The 26,720-nt window shown below is 55.9% G+C and carries 27 protein-coding genes, 3 tRNA genes and 2 pseudogenes; 26 read left to right on the forward strand and 6 right to left on the reverse strand.

Translation table 11 applies throughout. The features are described from left to right. The first annotated feature begins 52 nt into the window (after positions 1 to 52). The 3 genes from ACJ69_RS14090 (at position 53) to ACJ69_RS14100 (ending at position 372) form a co-directional block, all read left to right on the forward strand. Positions 53 to 139, forward strand: a tRNA-Leu gene (locus ACJ69_RS14090). A gap of 28 nt (positions 140 to 167) precedes the next feature. After that, a tRNA-Leu gene (locus ACJ69_RS14095) sits at positions 168 to 254 on the forward strand. Positions 255 to 287: 33 nt separating this feature from the next. Beyond that, positions 288 to 372, forward strand: a tRNA-Leu gene (locus tag ACJ69_RS14100). A 41-nt stretch (positions 373 to 413) separates the two neighbouring features. Here ACJ69_RS14100 and ACJ69_RS14105 read toward each other — a convergent pair. Next, positions 414 to 683, reverse strand: coding sequence for a DUF1435 domain-containing protein (locus ACJ69_RS14105; RefSeq protein ID WP_047646590.1), 270 nt, complete (start codon positions 681 to 683; stop codon positions 414 to 416). Positions 684 to 898: 215 nt separating this feature from the next. On the opposite strand from ACJ69_RS14105, the gene ACJ69_RS14110 reads away from it, so the two are divergent. Continuing rightward, positions 899 to 1,963, forward strand: coding sequence for a GGDEF domain-containing protein (locus ACJ69_RS14110; protein WP_029740020.1), 1,065 nt, complete (start codon positions 899 to 901; stop codon positions 1,961 to 1,963). A 95-nt stretch (positions 1,964 to 2,058) separates the two neighbouring features. Then, on the forward strand, positions 2,059 to 2,847 hold the full coding sequence (fhuF, locus tag ACJ69_RS14115; RefSeq protein ID WP_059347206.1) for a siderophore-iron reductase FhuF: 789 nt from the start codon (positions 2,059 to 2,061) through the stop codon (positions 2,845 to 2,847). A 95-nt stretch (positions 2,848 to 2,942) separates the two neighbouring features. On the opposite strand, the gene ACJ69_RS14120 is transcribed toward fhuF, so the two are convergent. Beyond that, entirely contained in the window at positions 2,943 to 4,289 is a 1,347-nt protein-coding gene (locus ACJ69_RS14120; protein WP_023310306.1) for a PTS sugar transporter subunit IIC, read from the reverse strand. A 328-nt stretch (positions 4,290 to 4,617) separates the two neighbouring features. On the opposite strand from ACJ69_RS14120, the gene ACJ69_RS14125 reads away from it, so the two are divergent. Beyond that, positions 4,618 to 5,076 carry a YbaK/EbsC family protein gene (locus ACJ69_RS14125; protein WP_008502085.1) on the forward strand — a complete coding sequence of 153 codons (459 nt, stop codon included), beginning with the start codon at positions 4,618 to 4,620 and terminating at the stop codon, positions 5,074 to 5,076. Positions 5,077 to 5,114: 38 nt separating this feature from the next. On the opposite strand, the pseudogene ACJ69_RS25765 reads toward ACJ69_RS14125, so the two are convergent. Both ACJ69_RS25765 and ACJ69_RS14130 read right to left on the reverse strand, forming a co-directional pair. Beyond that, positions 5,115 to 5,210, reverse strand: a pseudogene (locus ACJ69_RS25765) (DNA-binding transcriptional activator BglJ); the annotation flags it as partial. Between the two features lie 16 nt (positions 5,211 to 5,226). Next, positions 5,227 to 5,924, reverse strand: a protein-coding gene (locus ACJ69_RS14130; RefSeq protein ID WP_103215986.1) for an IS1-like element IS1A family transposase whose coding sequence is annotated in 2 segments (ribosomal slippage) — positions 5,227 to 5,675 and positions 5,675 to 5,924 — 699 coding nt in all. Because the reading frame shifts where the segments join, the coding sequence is not laid out codon by codon here. Positions 5,925 to 6,215: 291 nt separating this feature from the next. Here ACJ69_RS14130 and ACJ69_RS14135 point away from each other — a divergent pair. The 18 genes and pseudogenes from ACJ69_RS14135 (at position 6,216) to ACJ69_RS14220 (ending at position 21,425) form a co-directional block, all read left to right on the forward strand. Beyond that, positions 6,216 to 6,992 carry a threonine/serine exporter family protein gene (locus ACJ69_RS14135; RefSeq protein WP_054830226.1) on the forward strand — a complete coding sequence of 259 codons (777 nt, stop codon included), beginning with the start codon at positions 6,216 to 6,218 and terminating at the stop codon, positions 6,990 to 6,992. Further along, positions 6,983 to 7,456 carry a threonine/serine exporter gene (locus ACJ69_RS14140; protein ID WP_023310302.1) on the forward strand — a complete coding sequence of 158 codons (474 nt, stop codon included), beginning with the start codon at positions 6,983 to 6,985 and terminating at the stop codon, positions 7,454 to 7,456. The genes ACJ69_RS14135 and ACJ69_RS14140 overlap by 10 nt, the downstream gene beginning before the upstream one ends. A gap of 67 nt (positions 7,457 to 7,523) precedes the next feature. Further along, a complete protein-coding gene (locus tag ACJ69_RS14145; protein WP_054830227.1) occupies positions 7,524 to 8,165 on the forward strand; it encodes a TetR family transcriptional regulator in 642 nt (213 codons plus the stop codon). Positions 8,166 to 8,206: 41 nt separating this feature from the next. Then, positions 8,207 to 8,659 (forward strand): MarR family winged helix-turn-helix transcriptional regulator, encoded by a 453-nt coding sequence (locus ACJ69_RS14150; protein WP_033146484.1) that lies wholly within the window; start codon positions 8,207 to 8,209, stop codon positions 8,657 to 8,659. Positions 8,660 to 8,742: 83 nt separating this feature from the next. Further along, positions 8,743 to 9,171: an organic hydroperoxide resistance protein gene (locus ACJ69_RS14155; protein ID WP_059347207.1), complete on the forward strand. Its 429-nt coding sequence runs from the start codon at positions 8,743 to 8,745 to the stop codon at positions 9,169 to 9,171. Between the two features lie 148 nt (positions 9,172 to 9,319). Continuing rightward, the gene (gene dnaT, locus ACJ69_RS14160) at positions 9,320 to 9,865 is read left to right on the forward strand and encodes a primosomal protein DnaT (RefSeq protein WP_054830228.1); all 546 of its coding nucleotides are present in this window, start codon (positions 9,320 to 9,322) and stop codon (positions 9,863 to 9,865) included. After that, positions 9,862 to 10,599 carry a DNA replication protein DnaC gene (dnaC, locus tag ACJ69_RS14165; protein WP_045888125.1) on the forward strand — a complete coding sequence of 246 codons (738 nt, stop codon included), beginning with the start codon at positions 9,862 to 9,864 and terminating at the stop codon, positions 10,597 to 10,599. Before dnaT ends, dnaC begins: the two co-directional genes overlap by 4 nt. 83 nt (positions 10,600 to 10,682) lie before the next feature. Further along, positions 10,683 to 11,165: a DUF2501 domain-containing protein gene (locus ACJ69_RS14170; protein WP_073001066.1), complete on the forward strand. Its 483-nt coding sequence runs from the start codon at positions 10,683 to 10,685 to the stop codon at positions 11,163 to 11,165. Positions 11,166 to 11,435: 270 nt separating this feature from the next. Then, positions 11,436 to 13,727: a phosphatidylglycerol--membrane-oligosaccharide glycerophosphotransferase gene (opgB, locus tag ACJ69_RS14175; protein ID WP_059347836.1), complete on the forward strand. Its 2,292-nt coding sequence runs from the start codon at positions 11,436 to 11,438 to the stop codon at positions 13,725 to 13,727. A gap of 180 nt (positions 13,728 to 13,907) precedes the next feature. After that, positions 13,908 to 14,546 carry an EAL domain-containing protein gene (locus tag ACJ69_RS14180; protein WP_029741337.1) on the forward strand — a complete coding sequence of 213 codons (639 nt, stop codon included), beginning with the start codon at positions 13,908 to 13,910 and terminating at the stop codon, positions 14,544 to 14,546. Then, positions 14,543 to 15,085, forward strand: a complete 543-nt coding sequence (locus ACJ69_RS14185; protein WP_059347208.1) for a helix-turn-helix transcriptional regulator — start codon at positions 14,543 to 14,545, stop codon at positions 15,083 to 15,085. Before ACJ69_RS14180 ends, ACJ69_RS14185 begins: the two co-directional genes overlap by 4 nt. Before the next feature lie 32 nt (positions 15,086 to 15,117). Further along, the gene (locus ACJ69_RS14190; RefSeq protein WP_029741339.1) at positions 15,118 to 15,612 is read left to right on the forward strand and encodes a Csu type fimbrial protein; all 495 of its coding nucleotides are present in this window, start codon (positions 15,118 to 15,120) and stop codon (positions 15,610 to 15,612) included. A 2-nt stretch (positions 15,613 to 15,614) separates the two neighbouring features. Next, positions 15,615 to 16,391 (forward strand): fimbrial biogenesis chaperone, encoded by a 777-nt coding sequence (locus ACJ69_RS14195; RefSeq protein ID WP_059347209.1) that lies wholly within the window; start codon positions 15,615 to 15,617, stop codon positions 16,389 to 16,391. After that, on the forward strand, positions 16,312 to 18,600 hold the full coding sequence (locus ACJ69_RS14200; protein WP_232248550.1) for a fimbria/pilus outer membrane usher protein: 2,289 nt from the start codon (positions 16,312 to 16,314) through the stop codon (positions 18,598 to 18,600). The genes ACJ69_RS14195 and ACJ69_RS14200 overlap by 80 nt, the downstream gene beginning before the upstream one ends. Next, positions 18,591 to 19,547 carry a Csu type fimbrial protein gene (locus tag ACJ69_RS14205; protein WP_059347211.1) on the forward strand — a complete coding sequence of 319 codons (957 nt, stop codon included), beginning with the start codon at positions 18,591 to 18,593 and terminating at the stop codon, positions 19,545 to 19,547. Before ACJ69_RS14200 ends, ACJ69_RS14205 begins: the two co-directional genes overlap by 10 nt. Before the next feature lie 126 nt (positions 19,548 to 19,673). Beyond that, positions 19,674 to 20,414, forward strand: a complete 741-nt coding sequence (locus ACJ69_RS14210) for a winged helix-turn-helix domain-containing protein (RefSeq protein ID WP_059347212.1) — start codon at positions 19,674 to 19,676, stop codon at positions 20,412 to 20,414. Between the two features lies 1 nt (position 20,415). After that, positions 20,416 to 20,889: a hypothetical protein gene (locus ACJ69_RS14215; protein WP_059347213.1), complete on the forward strand. Its 474-nt coding sequence runs from the start codon at positions 20,416 to 20,418 to the stop codon at positions 20,887 to 20,889. Between the two features lie 29 nt (positions 20,890 to 20,918). Beyond that, positions 20,919 to 21,425 (forward strand): annotated as a pseudogene (locus ACJ69_RS14220) (GNAT family N-acetyltransferase). Between the two features lie 93 nt (positions 21,426 to 21,518). Here ACJ69_RS14220 and tsr read toward each other — a convergent pair. Continuing rightward, positions 21,519 to 23,183 (reverse strand): methyl-accepting chemotaxis protein, encoded by a 1,665-nt coding sequence (gene tsr / locus ACJ69_RS14225; protein ID WP_054830231.1) that lies wholly within the window; start codon positions 23,181 to 23,183, stop codon positions 21,519 to 21,521. An 83-nt stretch (positions 23,184 to 23,266) separates the two neighbouring features. Continuing rightward, the gene (hpaR, locus tag ACJ69_RS14230) at positions 23,267 to 23,707 is read right to left on the reverse strand and encodes a homoprotocatechuate degradation operon regulator HpaR (RefSeq protein ID WP_054830230.1); all 441 of its coding nucleotides are present in this window, start codon (positions 23,705 to 23,707) and stop codon (positions 23,267 to 23,269) included. Positions 23,708 to 23,977: 270 nt separating this feature from the next. Here hpaR and hpaG point away from each other — a divergent pair, with 270 nt between their 5' ends. After that, positions 23,978 to 25,255 carry a 4-hydroxyphenylacetate degradation bifunctional isomerase/decarboxylase gene (gene hpaG, locus ACJ69_RS14235; RefSeq protein ID WP_059347214.1) on the forward strand — a complete coding sequence of 426 codons (1,278 nt, stop codon included), beginning with the start codon at positions 23,978 to 23,980 and terminating at the stop codon, positions 25,253 to 25,255. Continuing rightward, a complete protein-coding gene (gene hpaE / locus ACJ69_RS14240) occupies positions 25,252 to 26,718 on the forward strand; it encodes a 5-carboxymethyl-2-hydroxymuconate semialdehyde dehydrogenase (RefSeq protein ID WP_059347215.1) in 1,467 nt (488 codons plus the stop codon). The genes hpaG and hpaE overlap by 4 nt, the downstream gene beginning before the upstream one ends. The last annotated feature ends 2 nt before the right edge of the window (positions 26,719 to 26,720 follow it).

Consider the following 26,720-nt stretch of genomic DNA (forward strand, 5'->3'; position numbering starts at 1 on the left):
ACATCTAGAATGCGCCTCCGTGGTTACGATACTTTTACAGTATCGATGGTATGCGAAGGTGGCGGAATTGGTAGACGCGCTAGCTTCAGGTGTTAGTGTCCTTACGGATGTGGGGGTTCGAGTCCCCCCCCTCGCACCATAAATCACAATGATATTGCTCGCACTGGGCGAAGGTGGCGGAATTGGTAGACGCGCTAGCTTCAGGTGTTAGTGTCCTTACGGATGTGGGGGTTCGAGTCCCCCCCCTCGCACCAACGAGGCGATATCAACAATAGTAAGATGACTGTGCGAAGGTGGCGGAATTGGTAGACGCGCTAGCTTCAGGTGTTAGTGTCCTTAGGATGTGGGGGTTCGAGTCCCCCCCTCGCACCAATTATCTTACATCCCTTCTGAAGTTCCTCTTGTTTTCCCTGTTATTTCAAACTCATCAATATCACCAGAATTCCACTGACCAGTGCTACGCATGATGGCAGTAAAACAAAGTGGCGCAGCTGTTTATGCCAGATCATGCCTGACGTGACTAACAGGCCTGACACAATGATCGCCTTCCAGGTATCAAGGGAGAGATCGGCAAACATCAACCCGCCGAGAATGGCTCCCGGTAGCAATACCCCCCAACCACTTCCAAGCGCCCTGTTCAACATGCTCTGCCCTCTCACAACGATAATGATAACCAATATCATATGACACGCATTATCATTTGTCAGCTGAATGAATCAAAATCCATCGACCTTTACCTTTCCCGTAATGACAGGAATTGCCTAAGGTGATAAATTGCACACCTGTTAACAACATCTAAAGATTTTCTGATAATTACTCTTTGAGTTTTTTGCATGTTTTATTGCGAAACGGCACCTACTTATTTGTTTTAATTAAATTTTAATAAAAACGCACGACTATGACATCACAATCCTGGCGGTCTTTGGTTCACAGAAAATATCAATTGTCGTTACGTTTATTTTTATTTCTGAACGCAACCTCGGCAGTGTTCTCGGTAACAAATCCGCTCAATTCTGTACGCCTGTTATCTGCCCCACTTATTGCTATTTTCTCCATCAGCACCGGTCTGTTCGTCTGGCACTGGAGAAAGCGCGCGCGGAAGATAAATATTCCCGTTGTTTCAGGGATCTTCGGTATTTTGTGGGCCTGGCAAATTGTGTCTAAATTCGCCTTAATTACCCACGACCACGCGACGTATTTGTTAATCGCCCTATTAACGGTACTTTTTATCGGAACCCTGGCATTCGCCAGTAATATCAAAGCATTTACGCTGCACTCATTGCCCACCTTTATTGTCTGCCTGTGGCTAAGCGATCACGATATATGGCTAAGAATGACCTATTCTTTCGCACTTCCTGTGGTGGCAATTGCCATTCATAACATTTTGCAAACGCGTAACGATCGTTTCGCTCAGGAATTGCTCTCTCGCCTGTTGGAAGAGCGAGAAACCCTTACCGATCTCAGCATGATGGACCCGCTTACCGGGCTCTATAATCGTCGCGGCCTGCAAAGCCGTCTGGAGAACCTGCCGACGGTAGAAAATGGCGAGCACTTTGTTCTGCTGATGGATATCGACCACTTTAAAGCCTACAACGATCATTATGGCCATATGATGGGCGACCAGGCGCTTAAGCGCGTCTCTGCGGCAATCCGCGACGCCGTGCGTTCTCGCGATATTGTGGCGCGTTTTGGCGGAGAAGAGTTTATGGTGCTGCTGACCAATATTTCACTCGAACATGCTCGCCAGACGGCCGAGCGGATCCGTCAGAAAGTCTACGATTTGAAAATCCCGCATCTGTTTAATGAGAGTGTCGCGACAAACGTCACCATCAGCATTGGTATTGCCATTTTCGAGGATGAAGACGTGGAAGGCGCGCTGGAAAAAGCGGACAAAGCCCTCTACGAAGCAAAGCATATGGGGCGCAATAACATTCTGTTGAGTGAAGAGCTGCAGACGGCATAAACATCACGGCGGTGTCACCCGGACAAAAGTCTTGCCATTGGTATGAGCAATAGTTAGGATTGGCAATCATTATCATTTAGATTTCTATCTATACTATGGCTACGCAAACCGCACACATCGTCGAACCCCTCCTCTGGCGAGCGCCCCTCACCAGCGGGAATGTTTCGCTTGCGGATGCCATACGGGATAAGATTGCGGAGACGCGAGCCCACCTGCTGGACTTTATCCGGCTTGATGAAGCGCACCCGAACCACGCCATGACGCTCTCAGAGTGGCGTCAACCGACAAAACTGCAGTCGCTGCTGGCCACCTATTCCGACCATATCTATCGCAATCAGCCCACCCTTACGCGGGAAAATAAACCGCTGCTCTCTCTCTGGGCGCAGTGGTATATCGGGCTGATGGTGCCACCCCTCATGCTGGCGCTATTAACCCAGAAGAGCATGCTGGAACTCTCGCCGGATAATTTCCACGTCGAGTTTCACGAAACCGGGCGCGCAGCCTGTTTCTGGATTGCTCTCCACGAAGACCAGAACGGGGAACGCCTGACGGCTCAGGAGCGCATGGAGCAGCTTATCACCCAGGCCCTGATCCCAGTGGTGGAAGCGCTTGAAGCGACGGGAGAGATTAACGCGAAGCTTATCTGGAGCAATACGGGCTATTTAATCCACTGGTATTTAACGGAAATGAAGCCTCTGCTTGGTGATGAGAACGTTGATGCCCTGCGTCAGTCCTGTTTCTTTGCAAAACAGCTTTCCGATGGCCGCGACAACCCGTTATTCCGTACCGTCGTGCTCCGTGATGGGCTTCTGGTTCGCCGCACCTGCTGCCAGCGCTATCGCCTGCCGGACGTTAAGCAGTGCGGGGATTGCACGCTGAAATAATCGGCCACGGCCTGATGCCCTCACCCTGCCCCTCTCCCACAGGGAGAGGGAACAAACACTAAAAACGGCAACCTGAGTTGCCGTTTTGCTTTTACCTAAGCCACCTGCTGATTGTCCTCTTCCGCGTTACGCTGCGCTTCTTCCGCTTCCTGCTCCAGCAGCTGTTTCTCGTAAACTTTGAAGAACGGGAAGTAGATGATTGCCGATACGCAGGCCAGAACCACAACCAGAATAGCCGCGCGGAAATCCCAGCCCAGAGCCCACGCTGCGCCTATTGGCGCCGGTGCCGTCCAGGGGACCACTGAGATGACGCGGCCAATCAGGTCAAACGTCATCGCCGCCCAGGCCAGCACGGCATTTACCATCGGTGCCAGCAGGAATGGAATAAAGAACACCGGGTTCATCACGATTGGCGTACCGAAAATGACGGGTTCATTGATGTTAAAGAAGCTGGGTACCACGCTCAAACGCCCGATAGAGCGTAAATGCGCTGAACGGCTACGCAAATAGCAAATCACCAAGCCCATCGTGGCTCCCGACCCGCCAATCACGATAAAGAACGTCCAGAACGCCTCCATAAAAATATGCGGCAGAGGCTGGCTGGCGGCCAGCGCGGTCTGGTTCGCACCCAGGTTGGTCAGCCAGAACATCTGCAGCATCCCGGAGACGATGGCGGCGCCGTGGATCCCGGCGAACCACAGCAGATGGCCAATCAACACGGCCAGCAGGATCGCAGGCAGGGAATCCGCTGCGGAAACCAGAGGTTTAAAGACCGACATAATGGCCTGCGGGATCAGCATGCCGAACTGAGACTGAATGAGCAGGCTCAGAGGATAAAGCGTCAACACCACCACCAGCACCGGGATGAGCAGATCAAAAGAGTTTTTGATCATCGGAGGTACCTGGTCTGGCAGGCGAATACCGATGTTATGCGCCTTGAGGAAACGCATCATCTCAACGCAGTAGATCGCCACCAGAATCGCAGTAAAAATGCCCGTCCCACCCAGGCTGTCGACTGGCAGCGTGCCTTTGGTTTTCGGTGCCGCGACCAGCAGAAACGCCATCAGCGACAGCATGGCACACATAAACGGGTCTAACTGGTGCGATTTGACATAGTGTTTGCCAAGGTTGTAGGCAATGGCCGCACAAATATAAATGGACATAATGCCCATCGTCATATCAAAAGGCGTCAGAATCTGGCCTTCAAACTGCTTCGCCATATCCAGCCAGGCTCGGGCGAAACCCCAGGTGGTATCCGGCGAAAACGGCGGGTATGCGAACACTAACAAAAATGAACCCACAATCATAAATGGCATCGCGGAGATAAACCCATCACGGATAGCCATGACATGACGCTGGGAAGAGATCCGCCCGGCAATCGGGCTCACGTAATTTTCAACAAAACGGAATATCAGGTTAAACGCAGCATGGTTGGCAGACATGGCAGATCTCCTGTCAGACGTTTGTTACGGGCACATTTGCGCCGCACATTGTTCCATAAATCACCTTCACAACCTTGCTGGCTTGTGGACCAGGGGTACTGCTCAGACGGAATGGTTTCATAATTTGCTCTTATTATTGGGTACAGGGGACGTTACGTACTCAGTATTAATCGACGCATCACGCTCTGCAACCGGTTACTGTAACCGGTTTCCGTGATTGTGAAGAGGATCCAGAAATCAGCCGTTCGGGATATTTGTTACCGAAGAGATATTTACAGAGCATAAATTCTTATGACAGATTACGCAGGATATTTGTCAGGAGGAAACAATGAGTTTGCAGTCTGTACAGCAGTTTTTTGCCGACAACGCGCCGGATATAGACGTTATTGAACTTAGTCAGAGTACCGCTACCGTTGCGTTGGCTGCTGCCGCCCATCGCGTTGAACCGGGACAAATCGCCAAAACCTTGTCATTAAAAGTGAAAAATGAGGTGATTCTGGTGGTAGCGAAAGGTGATGCACGCCTGGATAACAAAAAGCTGAAAGACACGTTTGGTGCAAAAGCGCGCATGCTCAGCAGTGATGAAGTGGTGACCATCACCGGTCACCCCGTTGGCGGCGTATGCCCGTTCGGCCTGGAAAACCCGCTCGCGGTTTACTGCGATATCTCGCTAAAGCAGTACGCCGAAGTCCTGCCCGCAGCAGGCGCAATTCATAGTGCCGTGCGTATTTCACCTGACAGAATGGCAGAGCTGACCTCCGCAAAATGGGTTGATGTTTGCATCTGATTGTTGCGCCAGAGCCTGTCTGGCGCGCAACGGGCAGGTTATAAAAAGGTCGGCTTACTGAGTGCCGAACTTTGCGGTTCGCTTGCCGGAAGGTGGGTAATAATATCCGCCGCATCGAGTAACCCTACGTCAGAGGGTAATGACTCCAAATTATTGATAGTGTTTTATGTTCAGATAATGCCCGATGACTTTATCATGCAGCTCCACCGATTTTGAGAACGACAGCGACTTCCGTCCCAGCCGTGCCAGGTGCTGCCTCAGATTCAGGTTATGCCGCTCAATTCGCTGCGTATATCGCTTGCTGATTACGTGCAGCTTTCCCTTCAGGCGGGATTCATACAGCGGCCAGCCATCCGTCATCCATATCACCACGTCAAAGGGTGACAGCAGGCTCATAAGACGCCCCAGCGTCGCCATAGTGCGTTCACCGAATACGTGCGCAACAACCGTCTTCCGGAGCCTGTCATACGCGTAAAACAGCCAGCGCTGGCGCGATTTAGCCCCGACGTAGCCCCACTGTTCGTCCATTTCCGCGCAGACGATGACGTCACTGCCCGGCTGTATGCGCGAGGTTACCGACTGCGGCCTGAGTTTTTTAAGTGACGTAAAATCGTGTTGAGGCCAACGCCCATAATGCGGGCGGTTGCCCGGCATCCAACGCCATTCATGGCCATATCAATGATTTTCTGGTGCGTACCGGGTTGAGAGGCGGTGTATGTGAACTGTAACTGCCATGTTTTACGGCAGTGAGAGCAGAGATAGCGCTGATGTCCGGCAGTACTTTTACCGTTACGCACCACCCCGTCAGTAGCTGAACAGGAGGGACAGCTGATAGAAACAGAAGCCACTGGAGCACCTCAAAAACACCATCATACACTAAATCAGTAAGTTGGCAGCATCACCTGCAGTGTCATTAAAATAACTACAATATAAAATTAGAATAACTAAATATAAATAACTTATATTTTAATATTAATAATTCACCAAAATGATGAATTAATCCCACCCCCTTCCGCACTTAAGGGCAGCAACTGTTTGCATAAACCTTGATCTGGCCCACAGCAAGAGGCACTGCACTTTGTGCTAAAAGTAATCGCTATGGGCCAACCGGCAACTTTCGACCTTCTTCAGGACAATACATGCAGGCAGATCGGTCAACGCAGCGTGCTATCACGCGGCTATGTATTCAGTGCGGTCTTTTTCTGCTCCAGCACGGTGCGGAAAGCGCGCTGGTTGAGGAGCTTTCCACCCGGCTGGGACTGGCGCTGGGTATGGATAGCGTTGAAAGCGCTATTTCATCCAACGCCATCGTGCTGACCACGATCAAAGACGGTCAGTGCCTGACCTCCACCCGCAAAAACCATGACCGCGGCATTAACATGCACGTCGTGACCGAAGTGCAGCACATCGTCATCCTTGCTGAACATAAGCTTCTCGATCTTCGGGAGATTGAAAAACGGTTCAGCCAAATTAAGCCATTACGTTATCCGCGCTGGCTTGTCGTGGTGATGGTAGGGCTGTCTTGCGCCTGCTTTTGTAAGCTCAATAAAGGCGGCTGGGACGGCGCGATCGTCACCTTTTTCGCCAGCAGTATCGCCATGTATGTTCGCCAGCTGCTGACGCACAGACAGCTGCATCCGCAAATTAACTTCTGCATTACCGCGTTTGTCGCCACCACGGTTTCCGGCCTGCTGCTGCGCCTGCCGCAGTTTGCCACTACCCCGACGATTGCCATGGCCGCCAGCGTGCTTCTGCTGGTTCCGGGCTTTCCGTTGATCAACGCCGTTGCCGACATGTTTAAAGGACACATCAATACCGGTCTGGCACGCTGGGCTATTGCCAGCCTGCTGACGCTGGCGACCTGCATCGGCGTAGTAATGGCCTTGACACTCTGGGGGTTACGCGGATGGGCGTGATAGATTTTCTGCTGGCGCTGGCACAGGACATGCTTCTGGCCGCCATTCCTGCCGTCGGCTTTGCGATGGTGTTTAACGTTCCGCAACGCGCTCTGCGGTGGTGTGCGCTGCTGGGCGCGATTGGTCATGGCTCGCGAATGGTAATGATGACCGCAGGATTTAACATCGAATGGTCGACATTTATGGCCTCCATGCTGGTTGGCAGTATCGGCATTCAGTGGTCACGCTGGTATCTGGCGCATCCCAAGGTGTTCACTGTCGCCGCCGTGATCCCCATGTTCCCGGGCATATCTGCGTATACGGCGATGATTTCCGCGGTGAAAATCAGCCATTTTGGCTACACCGAGCCGCAGATGATCCTCCTCCTGAGCAACTTTCTTAAGGCCTCGTCCATCGTCGGCGCGCTCTCCATTGGGCTGTCGATCCCCGGGCTGTGGCTGTACCGCAAACGCCCACGCGTTTGATATTTGTGTTATTTCGCTGCCATGGAGATAATCCTTCTGGTCCGTTTGGTGAAAATAAGGAAAGGATGTGGCTAACCCTGGCAGCGAATACCCCGAGCACAGCGAAGAATCCAGCCTGAAAGAGAAAATTTTTCAGAGCGCCATCGCGCTTTTTGCCGAGTATGGATTGAACGGTGCCCGCATGGAGCAGATCGCGGAAAAAGCGGGCACCACCAAACGCATGGTGGTTTACCATTTTAAAAATAAAGAGAATCTCTATCTCCTGGTTCTGGAACATGTTTACACCCAGATTCGCGCCAGTGAAAAAGCGCTAAGCCTGGCGGGAATGCCCCCCGTCGAAGCGCTGGTCAACCTGGTTGAAGCCACCTTTGACTATCATGCCGACCACCCGGACTACATCCGGATTATCTGCATGGAAAACATGCAGCGGGGCCGCTTTATGCAGCAGTCGAGCTATCTTCGCCAGGTCAACCGTAGCGCGCTTGACCTGCTGGAGGAGATCCTGCGGCGGGGCAAAGAAAAACAGCTCTTCAGCCAGACGGTTGACGCCCGCGATCTTCACCGCCTGATAAGCAGCTTCAGCTTTCACTACGTTGCCAACAGTTACACCTTCACACTCCTGTTTGAAGACGGGGCGGACGATCAGGCTCAGCGCCAGCACTACCGCAAAATGGCCGTTCAGGTGGCGCTCCGCTACACCTGCCCATAAAATTGCTTGCAATTAAATCGCACACTACTTATATTCATCTCATGAACGCGAAAACGAATGACGCAACCGCTGCGCTCAAGCTGGATAACCAGCTCTGCTTTGCCCTCTATTCGGCAAATCTGGCGCTTAACAAGCTGTACCGGCAACTGCTGGCACCGCTGAACCTGACTTACCCGCAATATCTGGTAATGCTGGTGCTGTGGGAGCAGGATGACGTCACGGTGTCGGACATCGGCGAACGCCTGTTTCTGGATTCTGCGACCCTGACGCCGCTTTTAAAACGGCTGGAAAGCGGTGGGTTAATCAACCGTCACCGTTCACGCAAAGACGAACGTCAGGTCGCCGTCACCCTGAGTGAAGCGGGACGTGAACTTCAGCAGCAGGCATTGGGTATTCCCCATGCGGTGGGTTGCGCAGCGCAGTGTGATACCGACACTTTGCTGGCGCTTAAACAGCAGCTCGAACTTTTGCGACAACAGCTACACCGCGCGTAAAGCTATACTTTACGCGTGATTATTATCCATATATATCGCACGCTATTTAATAGCACACATTAAAGCAAGATGAGGAACCTGCCATGTCTTTAGAAAAAGTTGTTTATACCGCCAAAGCAAAAGCAACCGGTGGCCGTGACGGTCGCGCGACCTCTTCCGATGGCGTACTGGACGTAAAACTGGGCGTGCCGAAAGAGATGGGCGGCATGGGCGGAGAAGTGACGAACCCTGAACAGCTGTTTGCTGCGGGCTACTCTGCCTGCTTCCTGGGCGCGATGAAGTTCGTGGCCGCACGCGATAAATTTACCCTGCCAAAAGATGCCTTTATTGAAGGCGAAGTGGGTATTGGACCGCTGCCAACCGGTTTTGGTATCGAAGCAAAACTGAACATCCACGTTGAGGGAATGGATCCCGCGGAAGCTAAAAAGCTGGTCGATGCGGCGCACATTGTTTGCCCGTACTCTAACGCGACCCGCAGCAACATCGACGTGACCCTGAATATCATCGCGTGATAAATGCCTGATGGCGCTGCGCTTATCAGGTCTATGACTGTAGCCCCGGTAAGCGCAGCGCCACCGGGGAAATCCCCTCCTTCCCTTTCCTCTCTCTGTGCTACCATAAGCCCATATCACGCCCGTAGTAATCAGTAGAGTAAGCGTTATGTCCTCCAGAATTCTGACCACCAGCATTGCTGGCATTGATGCCTTTATGCGCGACCCACGCGGTGTGTTGACCCATGCCGAAGGCGGCACGGTTGCGGTTTTTGCCGACAACGCTCCGGCGTTCTACGCAATCACACCGGAACGCCTGGCGCAGCTTCTGGAGATTGAAGCGCAACTGTCACGCCCGGCGAGCGATATCACGCTGGACAACCAGTTCTTTGATGAACCGGTTAACGTCCCCGTGACAGTTCCGATGGGAAAATTTGCCCTGTACGCGGGCTGGCAGCCGGATGTGGATTTTCAGCGGCAGGCCGCGCTCTGGGGCATTGCGCTAACACAGCCGGCCACCGCGGAAGAGCTCGCCGCGTTTACCGCCTGGTGGCAGGCGGAAGGTAAAGTCTTCACCCATATTCAGTGGCAGCAAAAGCTCGCGCGTCATCTTCAAATTACCCGCGCCGGCAACAACGGCCAGCCTAAACGCGATATCAACGCGTTTTCCGAACCGGATAAACAGATCCCCAGCGGATTCCGAGGTGCGAAATGAAGAACGTCGGCGACCTGATGAAACGTCTGCAAAAAATGATGCCTGCCAACGTGAAGCCCGCGTTCACCACGGGTGAAGAGCTGCTGGCGTGGCAAAAAGAGCAAGGTGAGATCCGCGCCGCCGCGCTCGCCCGGGAAAATCGGGCGATGAAAATGCAGCGCACCTTTAACCGTTCCGGTATCCGTCCCCTGCACCAGAACTGCTCGTTCGATAACTATAAAATCGAGACCAGCGGGCAGATGCACGCCCTTGCCGCCGCGCGTCAGTACGTGGATGAATTCGACGGCAATATCGCCAGCTTCATCTTTAGCGGCAAGCCGGGCACCGGAAAAAACCACCTTGCAGCCGCTATCTGCAACGAGCTGCTTCTGCGGGGTAAATCGGTTCTCATCATCACCGTGGCCGATATCATGTCTGCGATGAAAGACACGTTCAGCAACCGCGAAACCAGCGAAGAGCAATTGCTCAACGATCTGAGCAATGTCGATTTACTGGTCATCGACGAGATTGGCGTTCAGACAGAATCCCGCTATGAAAAAGTGATCATCAACCAGATTGTCGACCGCCGCTCCTCGTCCAAGCGCCCCACCGGCATGCTGACGAACCACAATATCGACGAGATGACCCGCTTACTGGGTGAACGCGTTATGGATCGCATGAAGCTGGGTAATAGTCTCTATGTCATCTTCGACTGGGAAAGTTACCGCAGCCGCGTTACCGGCAAAGAGTATTAAGACAGTTCCAGGAATCGCCGCCAGGGCATAGGTATATACTGGAACCCCTTCGGCCCAAAACGGACCTTTTTGAGAGAGCCATGATGAAAAAACAGATTCTAATCAGCACCTTTTTAGGCGCGCTGCTGGTGACCGGCGCGGCGCAAGCGGCGTCCTGGCAAGAGTCCCTGTCAAGCGCGGCAAATGAGCTGACCAAAGAGAGCAGCAGCTCTCAGGGTGGACTCTCCGCCTCTTCCCTCACCAGCCTGCTGGGCAATAGCTCTCAAAGCCTCAGCGCGGGCACGATGAATAACGCGGCGGGGATTCTGGAATATTGCGCGAAGCAAAAGCTGGCCTCCGTGACCGACGCGCAAAACGTGAAAAACCAGGTGCTGGGTAAACTGGGTCTGGATACTCAGGAGCAGAAAGCGGACACCAACTATATGGACGGCATCCAGGGCCTGCTTAACGCGCAAAACGGGCAGCAGCTAAACCTGAGCACCCTTGGCAACTCTTCTCTGGCAAAACAGGTGAAAACCAAAGCCTGCGATCTGGTGCTGAAACAAGGCGTTAATTTCATCTCCTGATCCATCCCATTTTCTGCCACAACACGCCGCGTTTAATGCGATAGTCTTGCAACGCGGCGCTAAACGAGCGTTTTTCCTACCTGCCACCGTCTCAGCGTCCGTTTGTCAGGATGCGACCTTCTTCATAAAAACGATTTTCTAAACCAAATCCTAACAACAGCACACTTTCGTGACACTAAAATTGCAGCTTAACGACATCGCAATTACATTGTATGACCCAAAAAATAAACAGTTAGCCAGCGAAGCACCTGGCGTCATGAGGATATGCTGTTGTCAGAATTCATGTCTCTTATCCTTTTTCTGGCTTCTGTCGGCGTTTACGCCTGGAAAGCCGGCCGTCACACCTGGTGGTTTATCGCCACGCTGGTGGTGCTCGGCATTTTTATTATTTTAAACATTACCTTATACGCCAGCGACTACTTTACCGGTGACGGTATTAACGATGCGGTGCTCTACACGCTGACGAACAGCCTGACGGGCGCGGGTGTGGGCAAGTACATTCTTCCGGGGCTCGGCCTTATCGTCGCGCTGGTGACGATTTTTGGCGCGCTGGCCTGGGTGTTGCGTCGACGTCGCCATCACCCGCACCATCATGGCTATAGCCTGCTGGCGTTGTTCCTGGCGCTGGCCTCCGTCGACGCCAGCCCGGCGTTCCATCAGATCACCGAGCTGGTAAAATCCCAGTCGCGCGACGGCGATCCTGATTTCGTGGCTTACTATAAAGAACCGTCGAAAAGGATCGCCAACCCGAAGCTCAATCTGGTCTACATCTACGGCGAAAGCCTGGAGCGCACGTACTTTGATAACGATGCGTTCCCTGACCTGACGCCGGACCTGGGCGCGCTGAAAAATGAAGGTCTCGATTTCAGCCACACCATGCAGCTGCCCGGCACGGATTATACGATTGCCGGAATGGTTGCCTCCCAGTGCGGTATCCCGCTGTTCGCGCCTTTTGAAGGTAACGCCTCAGCCTCGATGTCGACGTTCTTCCCACAGAATATTTGCCTCGGCGATATCCTGAAAAACTCCGGCTACGAAAACTATTTTGTGCAGGGGGCAAACCTGCGCTTTGCCGGAAAAGACGTGTTCCTGAAATCCCACGGTTTTGACCACCTGTATGGCTCAGAAGAGTTAAAAACGACAGTTGCCGATCCGAGCTATCGTAACGACTGGGGCTTCTATGACGATACGGTTCTCGACGAAACCTGGAAGAAATTCGAGGAGCTTTCCCGCGCAGGCAAGCGTTTCTCCCTCTTTGCGCTGACGGTGGATACCCACCATCCGGACGGGTTCGTCTCGCGCAGCTGCAAACGCAAAAGCTATGACGTGGACGGCAAAAACAACAAGTCGTTCAGCGCCGTGACCTGCAGTCAGGAGCACATTGCCGCGCTGGTCGAGAAAATCAAATCCTCGCCCTGGTTTAAAAACACCGTCATCGTCGTTTCGTCTGACCATCTGGCGATGAAAAACAGCGCCTGGGATCAGCTCAACAAGCAGGACCGCAGCAACCTGTTCTTTGTCCTGCGCGGCGACCAGCCGCAGCAGGAGGTAATTGCCACCAAACGCAACTCCATGGATAACGGCGCAACCGTGCTGGACATTCTGGGCGGCGACAACTTTATTGGCCTGGGCCGCAGCACGCTGTCGGGACAATCCCTGTCGGAAGTGTTCCTCAACATGAAGGATAAAATCCTCGCCTGGAAGCCAGACATTATCCGCCTGTGGAATTTCCCGAAAGAGATGAAGGACTTCACCGTCGATCGGGATAAAAACACGATTGCCTTCTCGGGCAGCAGCTTCCGTCTGCCGCTGCTGGTGCGCGTGTCGGAGGGGCGCGTCGAGCCGCTGCCGGAAAGCGAATATTCCGCACCGCTGCGCTATCAGCTGGCCGATTTTGCTCCGCGCGATAATTTTGTCTGGGTCGACCGGTGCTACAAAATGGGCCAGCTCTGGTCGCAGCCGCTGGCGCTTTCTACCGACTGGTGCGTCTCTCAGGGCCAGCTCGGCGGGGAGCAAACCGTGCAGCACGTTGATAAAGCCCAGTGGAAAGGCAAAACCGCGTTCAACGATACGGTGATTGATACCGCGCGCTATCAGCACAACATCGACATGCTGAAAGTCAGCGATAACGATATTCGCTACAAAGCGGACAGCTTTATCTTTAACGTGGCCGGCGCGCCCGAGGAAGTGAAGCAGTTTAGCGGCATCTCGCGTCCGGAGTCCTGGGGGCGCTGGTCCAACGCGCAGCTGGGCAACGAGGTGAAAATTGAGTACGCCCATCCCCTGCCGGAACAGTTCGACCTGGTGATCACCGCCAGAGCGTATGGCCCCAACGCTAACAAGCCCGTCCCCGTGCGCGTGGGCGATCGGGAGCAGACGCTGACGCTTGGGAACGACGTTAGCACGCAGACGCTGCATTTTGAGAATCCTTCGCGCAGCAATACCCTGGTGATCGTGCCGCCGGACCCGCAGTCCACGAACGAGGGGAATATCCTTGGGCACTCACCGCGCGAGCTCGGGATCGGCATGGTTGAAATCAAAATCGTCAGCAAAGCAGGTTAACACGCGTCGCGCCCGGCGTGCTGCCGGGCGCTTATGAAAATAAATAATTCTATATTATGCTTATAAATTAGATAAAAACACTTTATATAAGCCATTTTTATCTATAAATATCCCGCCAAAATACAAATCCATAAAATGTGCGACTCCTGAAATCACAACGGAGCGTTACGCACTTTTATCATGCTAACCGGCTATAAGTTCGAATCCATCCGGGCACTGCGCAGTGAAAATGTGATTGCCTGGGAGGTATTGTCTACGGCAAAGCCCCACGTCAATCTTGAAGATTACTTTGGCTCGATGCCCGCGACGCAGCGTAAAGCGCACTTCTTTGCGCAGCTTCGTCATGCCATGTTTTGCAAGGATGGGGACAAGTATTATCTCAATGCGACATCGGATTTACTGCTGGAAACAGACTTCCTCGACAGGCTAAAAGAAGAGACACCCTGCCCGGAGAGACTTGCTATCGAGGTCACCGATCTCCATACGATGGTCCAGCTCGAGGATACGCAAAGCCAGGCACTGCGGAAATGCATCGCGACGCTCCATCAGTGGGGGATAGAAGTGTGGGCAGACGATGTCTGCGAAGACCTTCTTCCCGATCTTCTGACCAGCCAGATCCGCTTCTGCGGCATCAAAATTGACAAACATACCTTCTGGAACGGGCGGATCGAGCAGGCAAAGTTTCTGCATCTCACCCGCCAGTGCAAGCGCGTCGCCAGCAAGGTGCTGATCGAAGGCATCGAAACCGCGGGTGATTTCGCGCTGGCCCGCGCCAGCGCGGCCGATTACGGCCAGGGCTATCTGTGGGGTAGAAAATGACCCCTTTCATTCCGAATGCTGGTTATCAGGTTATCGTTCTGAGCAGGAATACGTTTTTATGGCTTGGCCTCACTTCGATGATCTCGACGGCCGTTACCCCTCGCCCGGAGATGTATTGGATCCATGACGTTAATCCTGAAGGGCTTTTGCACCTGCAGGAACGGCTGCTCAATACACACACTGGAGAGAACTGGCTGGTATTTACGGATGCCGCGCGGGTCTGCGACGTTCACGCCTGCCTGCGCAACGAGCGGGTCCGAGTGGTCGCGGACAACCTCTCGTTTGCGCAGCTAAGCCACTGTTTTAGCGACACGACATTCGCCATCGAAAACGCCGCCACGCTCTCGCATCAGGAGAGGCGGGTTTGCATGTTGCTCCATAAAGGATTCAGTCCGGTTCGCATCGCAAAAATCATGAATAAGTCCCCTAAAACGATCTACACCCACAAGCGTAACGCGATGAACAAATTTTGTTGTCACAGCCTGGCGGAATTCCATCGAAAACTCTGCCTGCTGGACGCTCAGTCATTCGCTTTGTAATTGCACTGTTACTCACGTCAGGAAATAAGATCATGAAAATTATTCCCACCCTTGTATGTTGTTCCGTTCTCCTGCTTCCTGCTGCTGCGATCGCCGCAGACAGTACCGCAAGCGCGACGATGCACGTATCACTTGAGGTCGTGAAGTCGTGCACCCTTAAAGCAAACGACCTCAACTTCTCGCGTCACGGCTCCGATGAGTCGAGCGAAATCCAGGCCAAAACGCAGGTCGATATCGTCTGTACCAACGGCACGCCTTTCACCCTCACGGCCACCAGCAACGACGGCGAAAACGGTACCTTCTGGCTGAAGCCGGAAAACGGCGAAACGGGCGCGCAGAAGATTGCGTGGAAACTCTTTGCCGACGAAGGCAAACAGACGCAAATCACCGGCACGAATGGCCTGGACGATACCGGCAACGGTGCGGAACAGGAGGAAACGCTGTATGGCGTGATTGACGCCGGGGCGCTGACAACCGCCCAGGCAGGTACCTACAGCGACGATATCACGTTAAAACTGGAGTACTGATCGTGCGTCGCTACCTTCCCTGCTTCATTCTGTGGCTCATGATGCTGGCGCTGCTGTCGCGCTACGCGCTGGCCGCCACGCTTCAGGTAGCCCCGGTAACGCTCGACCTGCAGAGCAATCAGCGGGCAGCGGCGGTCTATCTCACTAACAGTGGGAAAGCGGCCATCCATGCGCAGATTCGGGTGTACGAATGGACGCAAAAAAACGGTAAAGATGTTCTGGTGGCCACCGGGGAGGTGGTCAGCAGCCCGGCGATGACATCACTGGCGCCGGGCCAGCAGCAGCTGGTGCGCATTATCGTCATGCAGCCTGGCATCCGTGCACAGGAGCAAAGTTACCGGCTGGTCATCGACGAACTGCCGGACGCCACGTCCCGTGCCGCCAATCCCAACGCGGTTCACTTCCTGCTGCGCTACTCGATTCCGGTGTTTATTGCCGGGAACCAGAACGCGCCAGCCAGCCACGATGCACTGAGCTGCGAGCAGGCAGAAATGCCGGCCACCCTCCGCTGCTTTAACGCCGGAAATCGCCACATCCGCCTGAGCCACCTTGAAGCCCTGACGGCCGATGGGCAGGTTGTAGGCTCGATTAAAGGCCTGGCGGGCTATGTGCTCCCGGGACAAACCGCCCTTTTACCGCTTAAGCAGGCTTCACGACACGCGCTCAGCACGCTGCGCGTCTATCTCAATGATGACCACCATGCCAGCCAGATACCCCTGCGCCCGCTCGCTTCTCGCGCTCCTGTTTTGGCTACCGCTCATGCTGTCAGCCCGGGCTGAACCCGCCGACACCGTACAATGGCTGGCCATTACCGTGAACCACGCCCCGCGAGGCGAGCTCTGGGCCTGCCGGGTGGTGGATAATGCGCTATGGATAAGCCGCAGCGACATGAAAAAGCTGGGGCTTCACGCCCCGGACGATCGCGCCGGGTGGGTTGAGCTGACCTCCCTGCCGGGCCTGAAGGTCAATGTCGACGTGCTGTCCCAGCAGGTGTCGATTACCGCAGAGGCAGAGGCGTTCGAGGGCCAGCAGCATCTGACCGTCTCAAAGCCCACACCGCTTTACCGCTATCCTGATGCGCAGCCCGTCAGCGCGTATACGCTCGGATACTCGCTCTACGCCAGCGATGCGCAGGGGAAGCGCCAGCTTAACGCCCAGACCATGCTGACCGCGTCCGGAGGGTTACCCGGAACGTTCAGCAGCAGTTTTTCAAGCCATGCAGGGGAGGAAAACAGCGCCGGTCGGCCTGCCCACACCCGTCTTGAAACCCGCTGGCAGTGGGATAATACCGACTCGCTGACCACGCTGGCGCTGGGCGACAGCATCACCACCGGCACCCGCTGGAGCCGGCAGGTACGCTTTGGCGGTCTGCACTGGGCACGTAATTTTGAGATCAATCCCCAGCTCAATACCGAACCGCGCAGCCGCTACAGCGACACGGCCGTGCTGCCTTCCACGGTCGATCTGTATATCGACGGCCTTAAGCAGAGCAGCCAGCGCGTCACGCCGGGAGACTTTCTGCTGGATACCCTGCCCTCCTTCACCGGCAGCGGGCAGGCGGAGGTGGTCATTACCGATATCAACGGTCAGCGTCGCGCCGTACAGCTCGATCTCTACGGCGCGCCGGGCATGCTGGCGGAAGGGCTCAGCAGCGGCTCGCTGGACATCGGCTGGATGCGGGAAAACTACGCCCAGCACTCCGACGACTATGCCGCTTCGCCTCTGCTGGACGCGGGCTGGCGCTATGGGGTGAATAATCACCTGACGCTGGCGCTGCATACGGAACAGCAGCGCAGGCTGCGCAACGTGGGCACGGGCGCTGACTGGCTGGTCTCTCCCGCCGTAGGGGTGGTCAGCCAGCACGTTGCCGTGAGCGACAGCCCTTACGGTCAGGGCGTTCAGTGGGGCGTCGGCTGGCAGTGGAACGGGAGAGGAACGGGCATTTCTGCCAGCACCGTCCGCACCGGGGCGGGATTCGCCGACAACGCCCGTATGAGCGGTGCCGCGCCCGTCAGACGCAGCGACAGCGTTTGGGTAAGCCAGTCCGTCCCCCACTTCGGAACCGTGGGCGCAGGCTGGGTACAGCAGAACATTCAGGGCAATACACAGCGTTACCTCAACGCCTCCTGGTCGCTGTCGCTGCCAGCACACATCTCCACCACGCTGAGCTATACCCGCTCGTTTACGGATTCGTCGAGTCACGTTCAGCTGCTGCTTTCCGTCCCATTGGGTCGCGAGGACACGCTCTCCGTTCAGGCCAGCCGGGATAAACCGCGCATGGATTACCGCCACCAGCCGGACGATGAGGCCGGCGGCTGGTCATGGGAGCTGGGCCAGGGGTTTGGCGAACGACGTGAAAGATATGCGGACGTAGGCTATCTGGGCCGAGCGGGCGAATGGCACGTTGGGCTGCAGCAAGGTGCTAACCAGGGCAACCAGTACGCCTCAGCCGAAGGCAGCCTGACGCTGCTGGACGGCAGCCTGCACGCGCTGCGCTATATCCAGCAGGGCATGGCGCTGGTGTCAACGCACGGCATTGGGCACGTACCGGTGATGCTGGAAAACCGCCCGGCCGGTGAAACGGATGAGGACGGTTATCTCCTGCTGACCGACCTGCCGCGTTACCACAACAGCAAAATCAGCATTAACCCGCTCGATCTGCCCGCCGATGTGATCGCTCCCGTCACCGACATGCATGCCAGACCGGGCAACAGCAGCGCGGTAAAAGTCGATTTTAACGTCCATCACGCCGTCACGGTTCAGGCCCGTCTGGTCGACAGCCGCCGCAGGCCGCTCCCGCTGGGCAGCGTCGTGTCAACGCCGCAGGGTGCGACCATCGTAGGACGCGACGGCTTTATCTGGCTTGAAGATCCGCCCCTGCCGGGTGAACTGGTGGTGAAGACCGGTGAGGGGGAGTGCCGGGTCACGCTTTCGGAGCCGCGTACCGCGTCATCTATACAGAATATCGGAGAACAACTGTGTCATTAAGAGCGCCGTTATTATTGCTGCTCGTCCTGTCCGTGAAGGCGATGGCGGCAGCCTGCTGGATAACCTCCACGCCCGCCATTAACTTTGGCAACGTCGTAGCGGGCAACACAACCTCCGTCAACACCGAGGTAAAATTTAGCTGCCAGGCCGACAACGAGGGCAGGACGGAATATATCAACGTCTGCCTGAGCAGCGTAGACGCCCCGCCCTTTGAGATGATCTCGCCGGGGGACCAGGAGGGGAAACAGTACACTCTCCTCTTCCGCCTGCTTAATGGCGCAGCGCGTTCTCAGGAGCTGGGGCCTGCCAGCAGCGGGAACCTGATTCAGCAGACTCTGGCCGCGGAAAGCAATGCCAACGTCAGCGGTACCTTTCCGCTTATCGCCACCATTCCGGCAGGGCAAAGCCAGCTTCCGGCCTACCACTATTACAACTACAACATGAATCTGCGCATCGCCTGGCACAGCGCCGTGCGTCAGGATGCGCTGCAAAACTGCTCGGACGGTTCAGCAGAGGGGGAGCAGGTGCAGGGCGGCACCAACGCGCAGGCCGAAATCAGCCAGGGATGCTACATCGAGCGCGTAACTCCGCTTAACTTCGGCACCCTGACCAGCACCGCTACCCTGCGCCCGACGCGTTCCACCGCCACCCTCACCACGCGCTGTCCGGCCGGAACCGCGTTCACCCTTGCCATGGGCAAAGGCAACCATGCCAGCGGTAATCAGCGGCAGCTCTGCAATAGCAAGGGTCAGTGCCTGCGCTACGGGCTCTGGCAGGATGAGGCGGCCACGCAACGCTGGGGGGATCAAAGCAGCGGCGATGCGCTGCAGGTCACCAATCCCGCAGGCGGCACCCAGAACTACACCGTTTACGGCGAAGTCCCGGCACAGCCGCTAACCGGTACCGGGGAATTTATTGATGACGTGATTATCACGCTGACTTATTAAACCACCCAAAATCCTGTCTGGATCAATGTTATCGGTAACAGTGGCGTTAAAATAGCCAGCAGTGCTGCCCCGAAGGCGTAAGCCTTCTCTTTTTATTCGTTATCTCTGTTTTTATTACAACAACTTATGAAATACCTGCTTGCTGACGCCATCGTCTATAACGACGAGGACGGTTCTGTTTCTCTTATCAATGCGCCGGATGAAGATGCGCACCTCCTCACCTGTACGGCGAATACCATCCTGAGGCTGCTGGTTCAGCATCATGGGAACGTGGTCGAACGGGAAACCTTTCTTCAGGAAGTCTGGGATCGGCGAGGGCTCCAGGGGTCTAACAACTCTTTAAACCAGTACATCAGCATTCTGCGCAAGATGCTGGCGACTCTGCTTCCCGACGAGCTCTTTATCGTTACCGTACCGAAAACTGGCTTTATGCTCAGCGCAGACGTCACGGTCACCCCGCTTGAGGAGGCCCCATCGACCGCCGAAACGGCGCAGGCTGCATGGCGCGTTCGCCCGGAATGGCTGTTCTGCGGCGCGCTCACGCTGGTCGTCGTTGCGCTATGCATCTGGATCGCGCTCATTAAGCCAGAAAACTCGCAGCGGGAGATCCATCTGCTGACGCATATCGGCACCTGTCCGGTCTACACCTTTACGCCGCTGGCGGATGTGTTCCATGAGAAGGCGATTGGGCTGGCGCAGACTCTTCAGCAGGACGGCCATCTTCCGTGCCTGAAAAATTCGATTTTCTACATGCACATTCAGAGAACGCTTTTCTACGGCCACGAAGGGCGGCTGGTGCTCTCCCAGTGTTCCCTCACGCGGGGTAAAGCCAGCGCCTGTCGTACGCTTTACTATTACGAGTGGTGATATGAAACACAAAAAAGTTTGGCTAATCCTGATCCTCAACCTGCTGCTGCTGGGCGCCGCGCTGGCCTGGTACTTCCACACGCCCCCGCTCTCGGTAGCCTGCGATGGAAACCTGACCTTCTCCGACAGGCGCGACAACCACGATTTCACCTTTGACGGCGAGATCATTATGCGTTTTCATCCCGACAAAACGGGGTATATCACGCTAAACGGCAGTGTGGTGAATGCCCCGCGCAGCTGGGAGGTTTCCCGCCAGGAGATGTTTAAATGGCGTCACGTGGAGGGCGAGCTGTATGAAATTGTCATTCAAAAAGTGGAGCGTTTTAGCCACGATGCCATGCCGCCCGGGGTCTTTGAAAAGTACGTCGCGGGCCTGACGCTGGGCAATAAAAGGCTTCTGACGATAGAGCGCACGCCGGAAGACGCGCTGGTGATCAGCAATTTTTACTCGCCGGTGCTGATCTGCTCGGAATAATGTCGACGGGTCAGGCTATACTTCCCGCCATGAATATTCGCATTCGCCCCACTACCCCTCACGACATTATCGCCCTGCCCGCTATTGAACGCGCGGCGGGCGAGCGCTTTCGTGAAAGCCCGGATCTCGCCTGGCTTGCCGACGGCGAGGTCATTTCCGCTGAGCAGCACCTTGAGTATGCCGAACGTGGGCTAAGCTAGCTGGCTTTGGCGAACGACAAGCCCGTCGGATTTATCCTTGCCGAGGCCCATCCTTCATCACTGTTTGTTGTCGAACTCTCGGTTGATCTGGAGTGGCAGGGAAAAGGGATCGGCAGGCAGCTCATCGCCTGCGTGGCAGACCATGCCCGTAAAAGAGGGCTGACAGCGCTGACGTTGACGACGTTCAGGGACGTACCGTGGAACGCGCCGTTCTATGCAAAGCTGGGGTTTGAAAAAATGAAGACGCTGACGCCTGAACTGCGTCAGAAAAGGGAAGAAGAGACAGCGCACGGTTTCGCATATGAAACGCGCTGCGCCATGCGCCTGCCTCTGTAATATCGCCCGGTGGCACTGCGCCTTACCGGGCCTACAAAACCCTGAACCGTAGGCCGGATAAGGCGCAGCCGCCACCCGGCACAACGCACCGGGTTAGAACGTTTCCCAGTTATCGCCTGAATCGGCAGTCGCGGTTTTACGCGCCATCACCGGCGTGGAAACCGCTTTAGCCGCAGCGAATTCGTGCGCTTTCATCTGTTCCTGCTGAATGCGGAACACCGCCACGGCCTGAGTCAGACGGCTCGCCTGCTCTTCAAGGGCGGCGGCCGCTGCGGCAGATTCCTCAACCAGCGAGGCGTTCTGCTGGGTCACGCGATCCATCTCGGCTACCGCCAGACCCACCTGGTCGATACCGCGGCTCTGCTCGTCAGACGCAGAGGCGATTTCCCCCATGATGTCCGTTACGCGGGTCACCGCGTTCACGATCTCACCCATGGTTTCACCGGCGCTTTCTACCAGCGTTGAACCTACTTCCACGCGGCCCACGGAGTCTTCAATCAGGCTCTTGATCTCGCGTGCTGCCTGGGCGCTGCGCTGGGCCAGGTTACGTACTTCACCTGCCACCACCGCAAAACCACGACCCTGCTCGCCCGCACGCGCCGCTTCTACCGCCGCGTTCAGTGCCAGAATGTTGGTCTGGAAGGCAATGCCGTCGATCACGCTGATAATGTCGGCAATTTTCTGCGAACTGCCCGCGATATCACGCATGGTCTGCACCACGTTATCCACCACTTTGCCGCCTTTCTGCGCGGTTTCAGAGGCGCTCAGGGCAAGATGGCTCGCCTGACGGGCGTTTTCGGCGTTCTGCTTAACGGTCGCCGTCAGCTGCTCCATGCTGGCAGCGGTCTCTTCCAGAGAAGCGGCCTGCTGTTCAGTACGGGAAGAGAGGTCGTTATTGCCCATCGCAATTTCGCTCGCGCCGCTGTAGATAGCGTTCGCGCCGTTACGCACGTCGCCGACGGTACGCACCAGCTCACCCTGCATATGACGCAGCGAGTCGGCCAGTTCACCCATCTCGTTGGTGCCCTGAACCTCAATGCGCTTCACCAGGTCGCCGCTGGCGATATGGCGAATGTTGTCGATCAGACGATTCAGCGGAGAGATCAGCGTCTGCTTGATGTTGAGCCAGACGGCCACGATCACCACCAGCACGGCAATCAGGACGCTGATCAGCACCCAGATAGCCTGGCTGAAGGAGCTGTTGCTGTCTTCGACCGCCGTCTGGTACAGCTTGTCATTCTGCTGCAGGTAGCTCACATACTGCTTCTCAAAACCGTCCTGATAACTCTGGGTCGGCTGGTCGAAGAAGGCGTTGATTTTGCCGGCACCCAGCAGCTGAATCAGCTCCGCCAGCGCGCCGTGGTAAATATCATAGTTACGCTTGATCTCCATGGCATCCGCATCGCTTTGACGCGGATCGCGCGGCAGGGCTTCGTAGGCAGCCCAGTTTTTTTCCGCCTGTTTCAGAGACGTAGACGCGATTTGCATCAAATCGTTAACGGTCGCGCCGCTGCCGATATTGCTCTGATCCATCATGTAGCGGATACCCGCACGGTTCAGGGTATTACGGGTTTGCAGCAACGCTACCCAGCTGGCGTTCAGCGTGGATTGTTGCTGGCGAATGGTTTGCAGGACGGTGAAATTCTCTTTGTCATTCTTAAGGGCATTAAAGAAAAGACCACCGGACGTGAGTTGTAAAAGGCCAAATATCGCTAAAACCAGCATTAAGCTGGTGACAATCTTGATACGGTTTAACATGTTTTCTCTTTCCTCAGACAGATACAGAATTTTCGGCCTGGAAAGGGAAAACTTTACGAAAATCATCCTGGAATTTGTGGTTTTTACTCTTCTTCCCGCGCTGCGTTATGCCGGTTTCCGAGTTCAATAAACTCTTCCAGCAGCGCCGTCAGCTGTTTCATCTTCTCCGGCGTGTATTCCGCCTCGATCTGCTGATACGTCTCTTCGACCTGCGCCTGGGCGTGTTCATACAGCGCATTCCCCTCTTTGGTCAGCGACACGTACAGCTTGCGCTGGTCGTTCACCGGCTTTAAGCGCAGCACCAGGCCGTCGCGCTCCATCCGCGTCAGAATGCCCGTCAGGCTCGGGCGCAGGATGCAGGTGCGAAACGCCAGATCGTGAAAATCCATCGACGGATGTTCAGCCAGCACGCGCACAATGCGCCACTGCTGCTCGGTCAGGTTATGGCGCTTCACGATCGGGCGGAAGTACGACATCGCCGCTTCCCGCGCCTGCAGCAGCGCGATGGTTAATGAGTCATGCATAGGCTCTCCCTTCACATCATTAACAAGTAAACAATCACTAAAAGATGCTTTTATAAACAACACGTTTTCCGTCAAAAAGTCTAACAGAAACCATTTATTTTTATTAACCGTCTGATTTAAATATAAATAAAAACCAATATGTAAATTTATTGTTATTCATATCACAAATTTTTCACTTCTGATTGCGAAATAAACAGCAAAAGCATAAAACCAGATCATTAACATATTAATGAAATCATAACCCGGACCGCCGGGATGAGGAGTATGTGAATGAAAGGTACCGTTTTTGCCGTCGCCCTCAACCATCAAAGCCAGCGTGAATCCTGGCGCGAGGCGTTTGAAAAAGCCCCCTACAGCACGCCGCCGAAAACAGCGGTGTGGTTTATCAAACCGCACAACACGGTGATTCGCGCGGGCGAGCCGATCCCCTTCCCGCAGGGGGAAACGGTACTAAGCGGCGCGACGGTGGCGCTGGTCGTGGGCAAAACCGCCAGCAGGGTGCGCGTGGAGGACGCCGCGGAGCACATCGCGGGATACGCGCTCGCTAACGAGGTGAGCCTGCCGGAAGAGAGCTTCTACCGCCCGGCCATCAAGGCCAAATGCCGGGACGGATTTTGCCCGCTGGGCGAGCTGGTCGCCGTTGATAGCGTGGACAACCTGACCATCATTACCGAGATCAACGGCCGCGAAGCGGACCACTGGAACACGGCCGATCTTCAGCGCAGCGCTGCCGAACTGCTGAGCGCCCTGAGCGAGTTCGCTACCCTCAATCCCGGCGATGCGATCCTGCTCGGCACCCCGCAAAGCCGCGTGGAGATCCGCCCGGGCGATCGCGTGCGTATTCTGGCAGAAGGCTTTCCGCCGCTGGAAAACCCGGTGGTGGATGAGCGCAACGTCACTATTGCCCACAGCACGCCGCCGCACGCCACGCTGTTTGCCCTCGGTCTGAACTATGCCGATCACGCCAGCGAGCTGGACTTCAAGCCGCCCACCGAGCCGCTGGTATTTATCAAAGCGCCAAACACCTTCAACGGCGACAACCAGACGTCGGTGCGCCCGAACAATATCGAATACATGCACTACGAGGCGGAGCTGGTGGTGGTCATCGGTAAAACCGCGCGTAAGGTCAGCGAAGCCGAGGCGATGGACTACGTGGCGGGCTATACGGTCTGCAACGACTACGCCATCCGCGACTACCTGGAAAACTACTACCGCCCGAACCTGCGGGTAAAAAGCCGCGACGGGCTGACGCCCATTTCCCCCCACATCGTGCCAAAAGAAGCCATTCCCGACCCGCACAACCTCGCCCTGCGCACCTTCGTCAACGACGAACTGCGCCAGGAAGGTACCACGGCGGATCTGATCTTCAGCATTCCGTTCCTGATTGCGTACCTGAGCGATTTTATGACCCTGCAGCCGGGTGACATGATTGCCACCGGCACGCCGAAGGGGCTGTCCGACGTGGTGCCGGGCGATGAGGTGGTGGTGGAAGTGGAGGGCGTGGGACGCCTGGTGAACCGAATTGTCAGCGAGGAGACTGCAAAATGAAAAAGATTAACCACTGGATCAACGGTAAAAACGTCGCGGGAAGCGAGTACTTTCACACCACCAACCCGGCTTCCGGCGAGGTATTAGCGGAAGTCGCCTCCGGCAGTGAAGCTGAAATTCACCAGGCCGTCGCCGCCGCCAAAGAGGCGTTCCCGAAGTGGGCCAACCTGCCGATGAAGGAGCGCGCGCGCCTGATGCGTCGTCTGGGCGATCTGATCGACCAGAACGTGCCCGAGATCGCCGCCATGGAAACCGCCGACACCGGCCTGCCGATCCACCAGACTAAAAACGTGCTCATTCCGCGCGCCTCGCACAACTTCGAGTTCTTCGCCGAGGTGTGCCAGCAGATGAACGGCAAAACCTACCCGGTCGACGACAAGATGCTCAACTACACCCTGGTGCAGCCGGTAGGCGTCTGCGCGCTGGTGTCGCCGTGGAACGTGCCGTTTATGACCGCTACCTGGAAGGTCGCGCCGTGCCTGGCACTCGGAAACACCGCGGTGCTAAAAATGTCTGAACTCTCTCCGCTGACCGCCGACCGTCTGGGCGAGCTGGCGCTGGAGGCGGGCATTCCGGCGGGCGTGCTCAACGTGGTGCAGGGCTACGGCGCGACGGCAGGCGACGCGCTAGTGCGCCATCACGACGTGCGCGCCGTCTCCTTCACCGGCGGCACCGCCACAGGGCGCAACATCATGAAAAACGCCGGGCTGAAGAAATACTCCATGGAGCTGGGCGGCAAATCCCCGGTGCTGATTTTTGAAGATGCCGACATCGAGCGCGCGCTGGACGCCGCCCTGTTCACCATCTTCTCGATCAACGGCGAGCGCTGTACCGCGGGCTCGCGCATCTTCATCCAGCAGAGCATCTACCCGGAATTCGTGAAGCGCTTTGCCGAACGCGCCAACCGCCTGCGCGTTGGGGATCCAAACGATCCGAACACCCAGATCGGCGCGCTCATCAGCCAGCAGCACTGGGAGAAGGTCTCCGGCTACATCCGCCTCGGCATTGAAGAGGGGGCAACCCTGCTGGCGGGCGGCCCGGACAAACCGGCCGACCTGCCTGCGCACCTGAAGGGCGGCAACTTCCTGCGACCAACCGTGCTGGCGGACGTCGACAACCGTATGCGCGTGGCGCAGGAGGAGATCTTCGGGCCGGTGGCCTGCCTGCTGCCGTTCAAGGACGAAGCGGAAGGCCTGCGCCTGGCCAACGACGTGGAGTACGGCCTGGCGTCGTACATCTGGACCCAGGACGTCAGCAAGGTGCTGCGCCTGGCGCGCAATATCGAAGCGGGCATGGTGTTCGTGAACACCCAGAACGTGCGCGACCTGCGCCAGCCGTTTGGCGGCGTGAAGGCCTCCGGCACCGGCCGCGAGGGCGGCGAGTACAGCTTTGAAGTGTTCGCGGAGATGAAGAACGTCTGCATCTCCATGGGCGACCATCCGATTCCAAAGTGGGGGATCTGACC

The sequence above is a fragment of the Enterobacter asburiae genome (assembly GCF_001521715.1).
GTDB lineage: Bacteria > Pseudomonadota > Gammaproteobacteria > Enterobacterales > Enterobacteriaceae > Enterobacter > Enterobacter asburiae.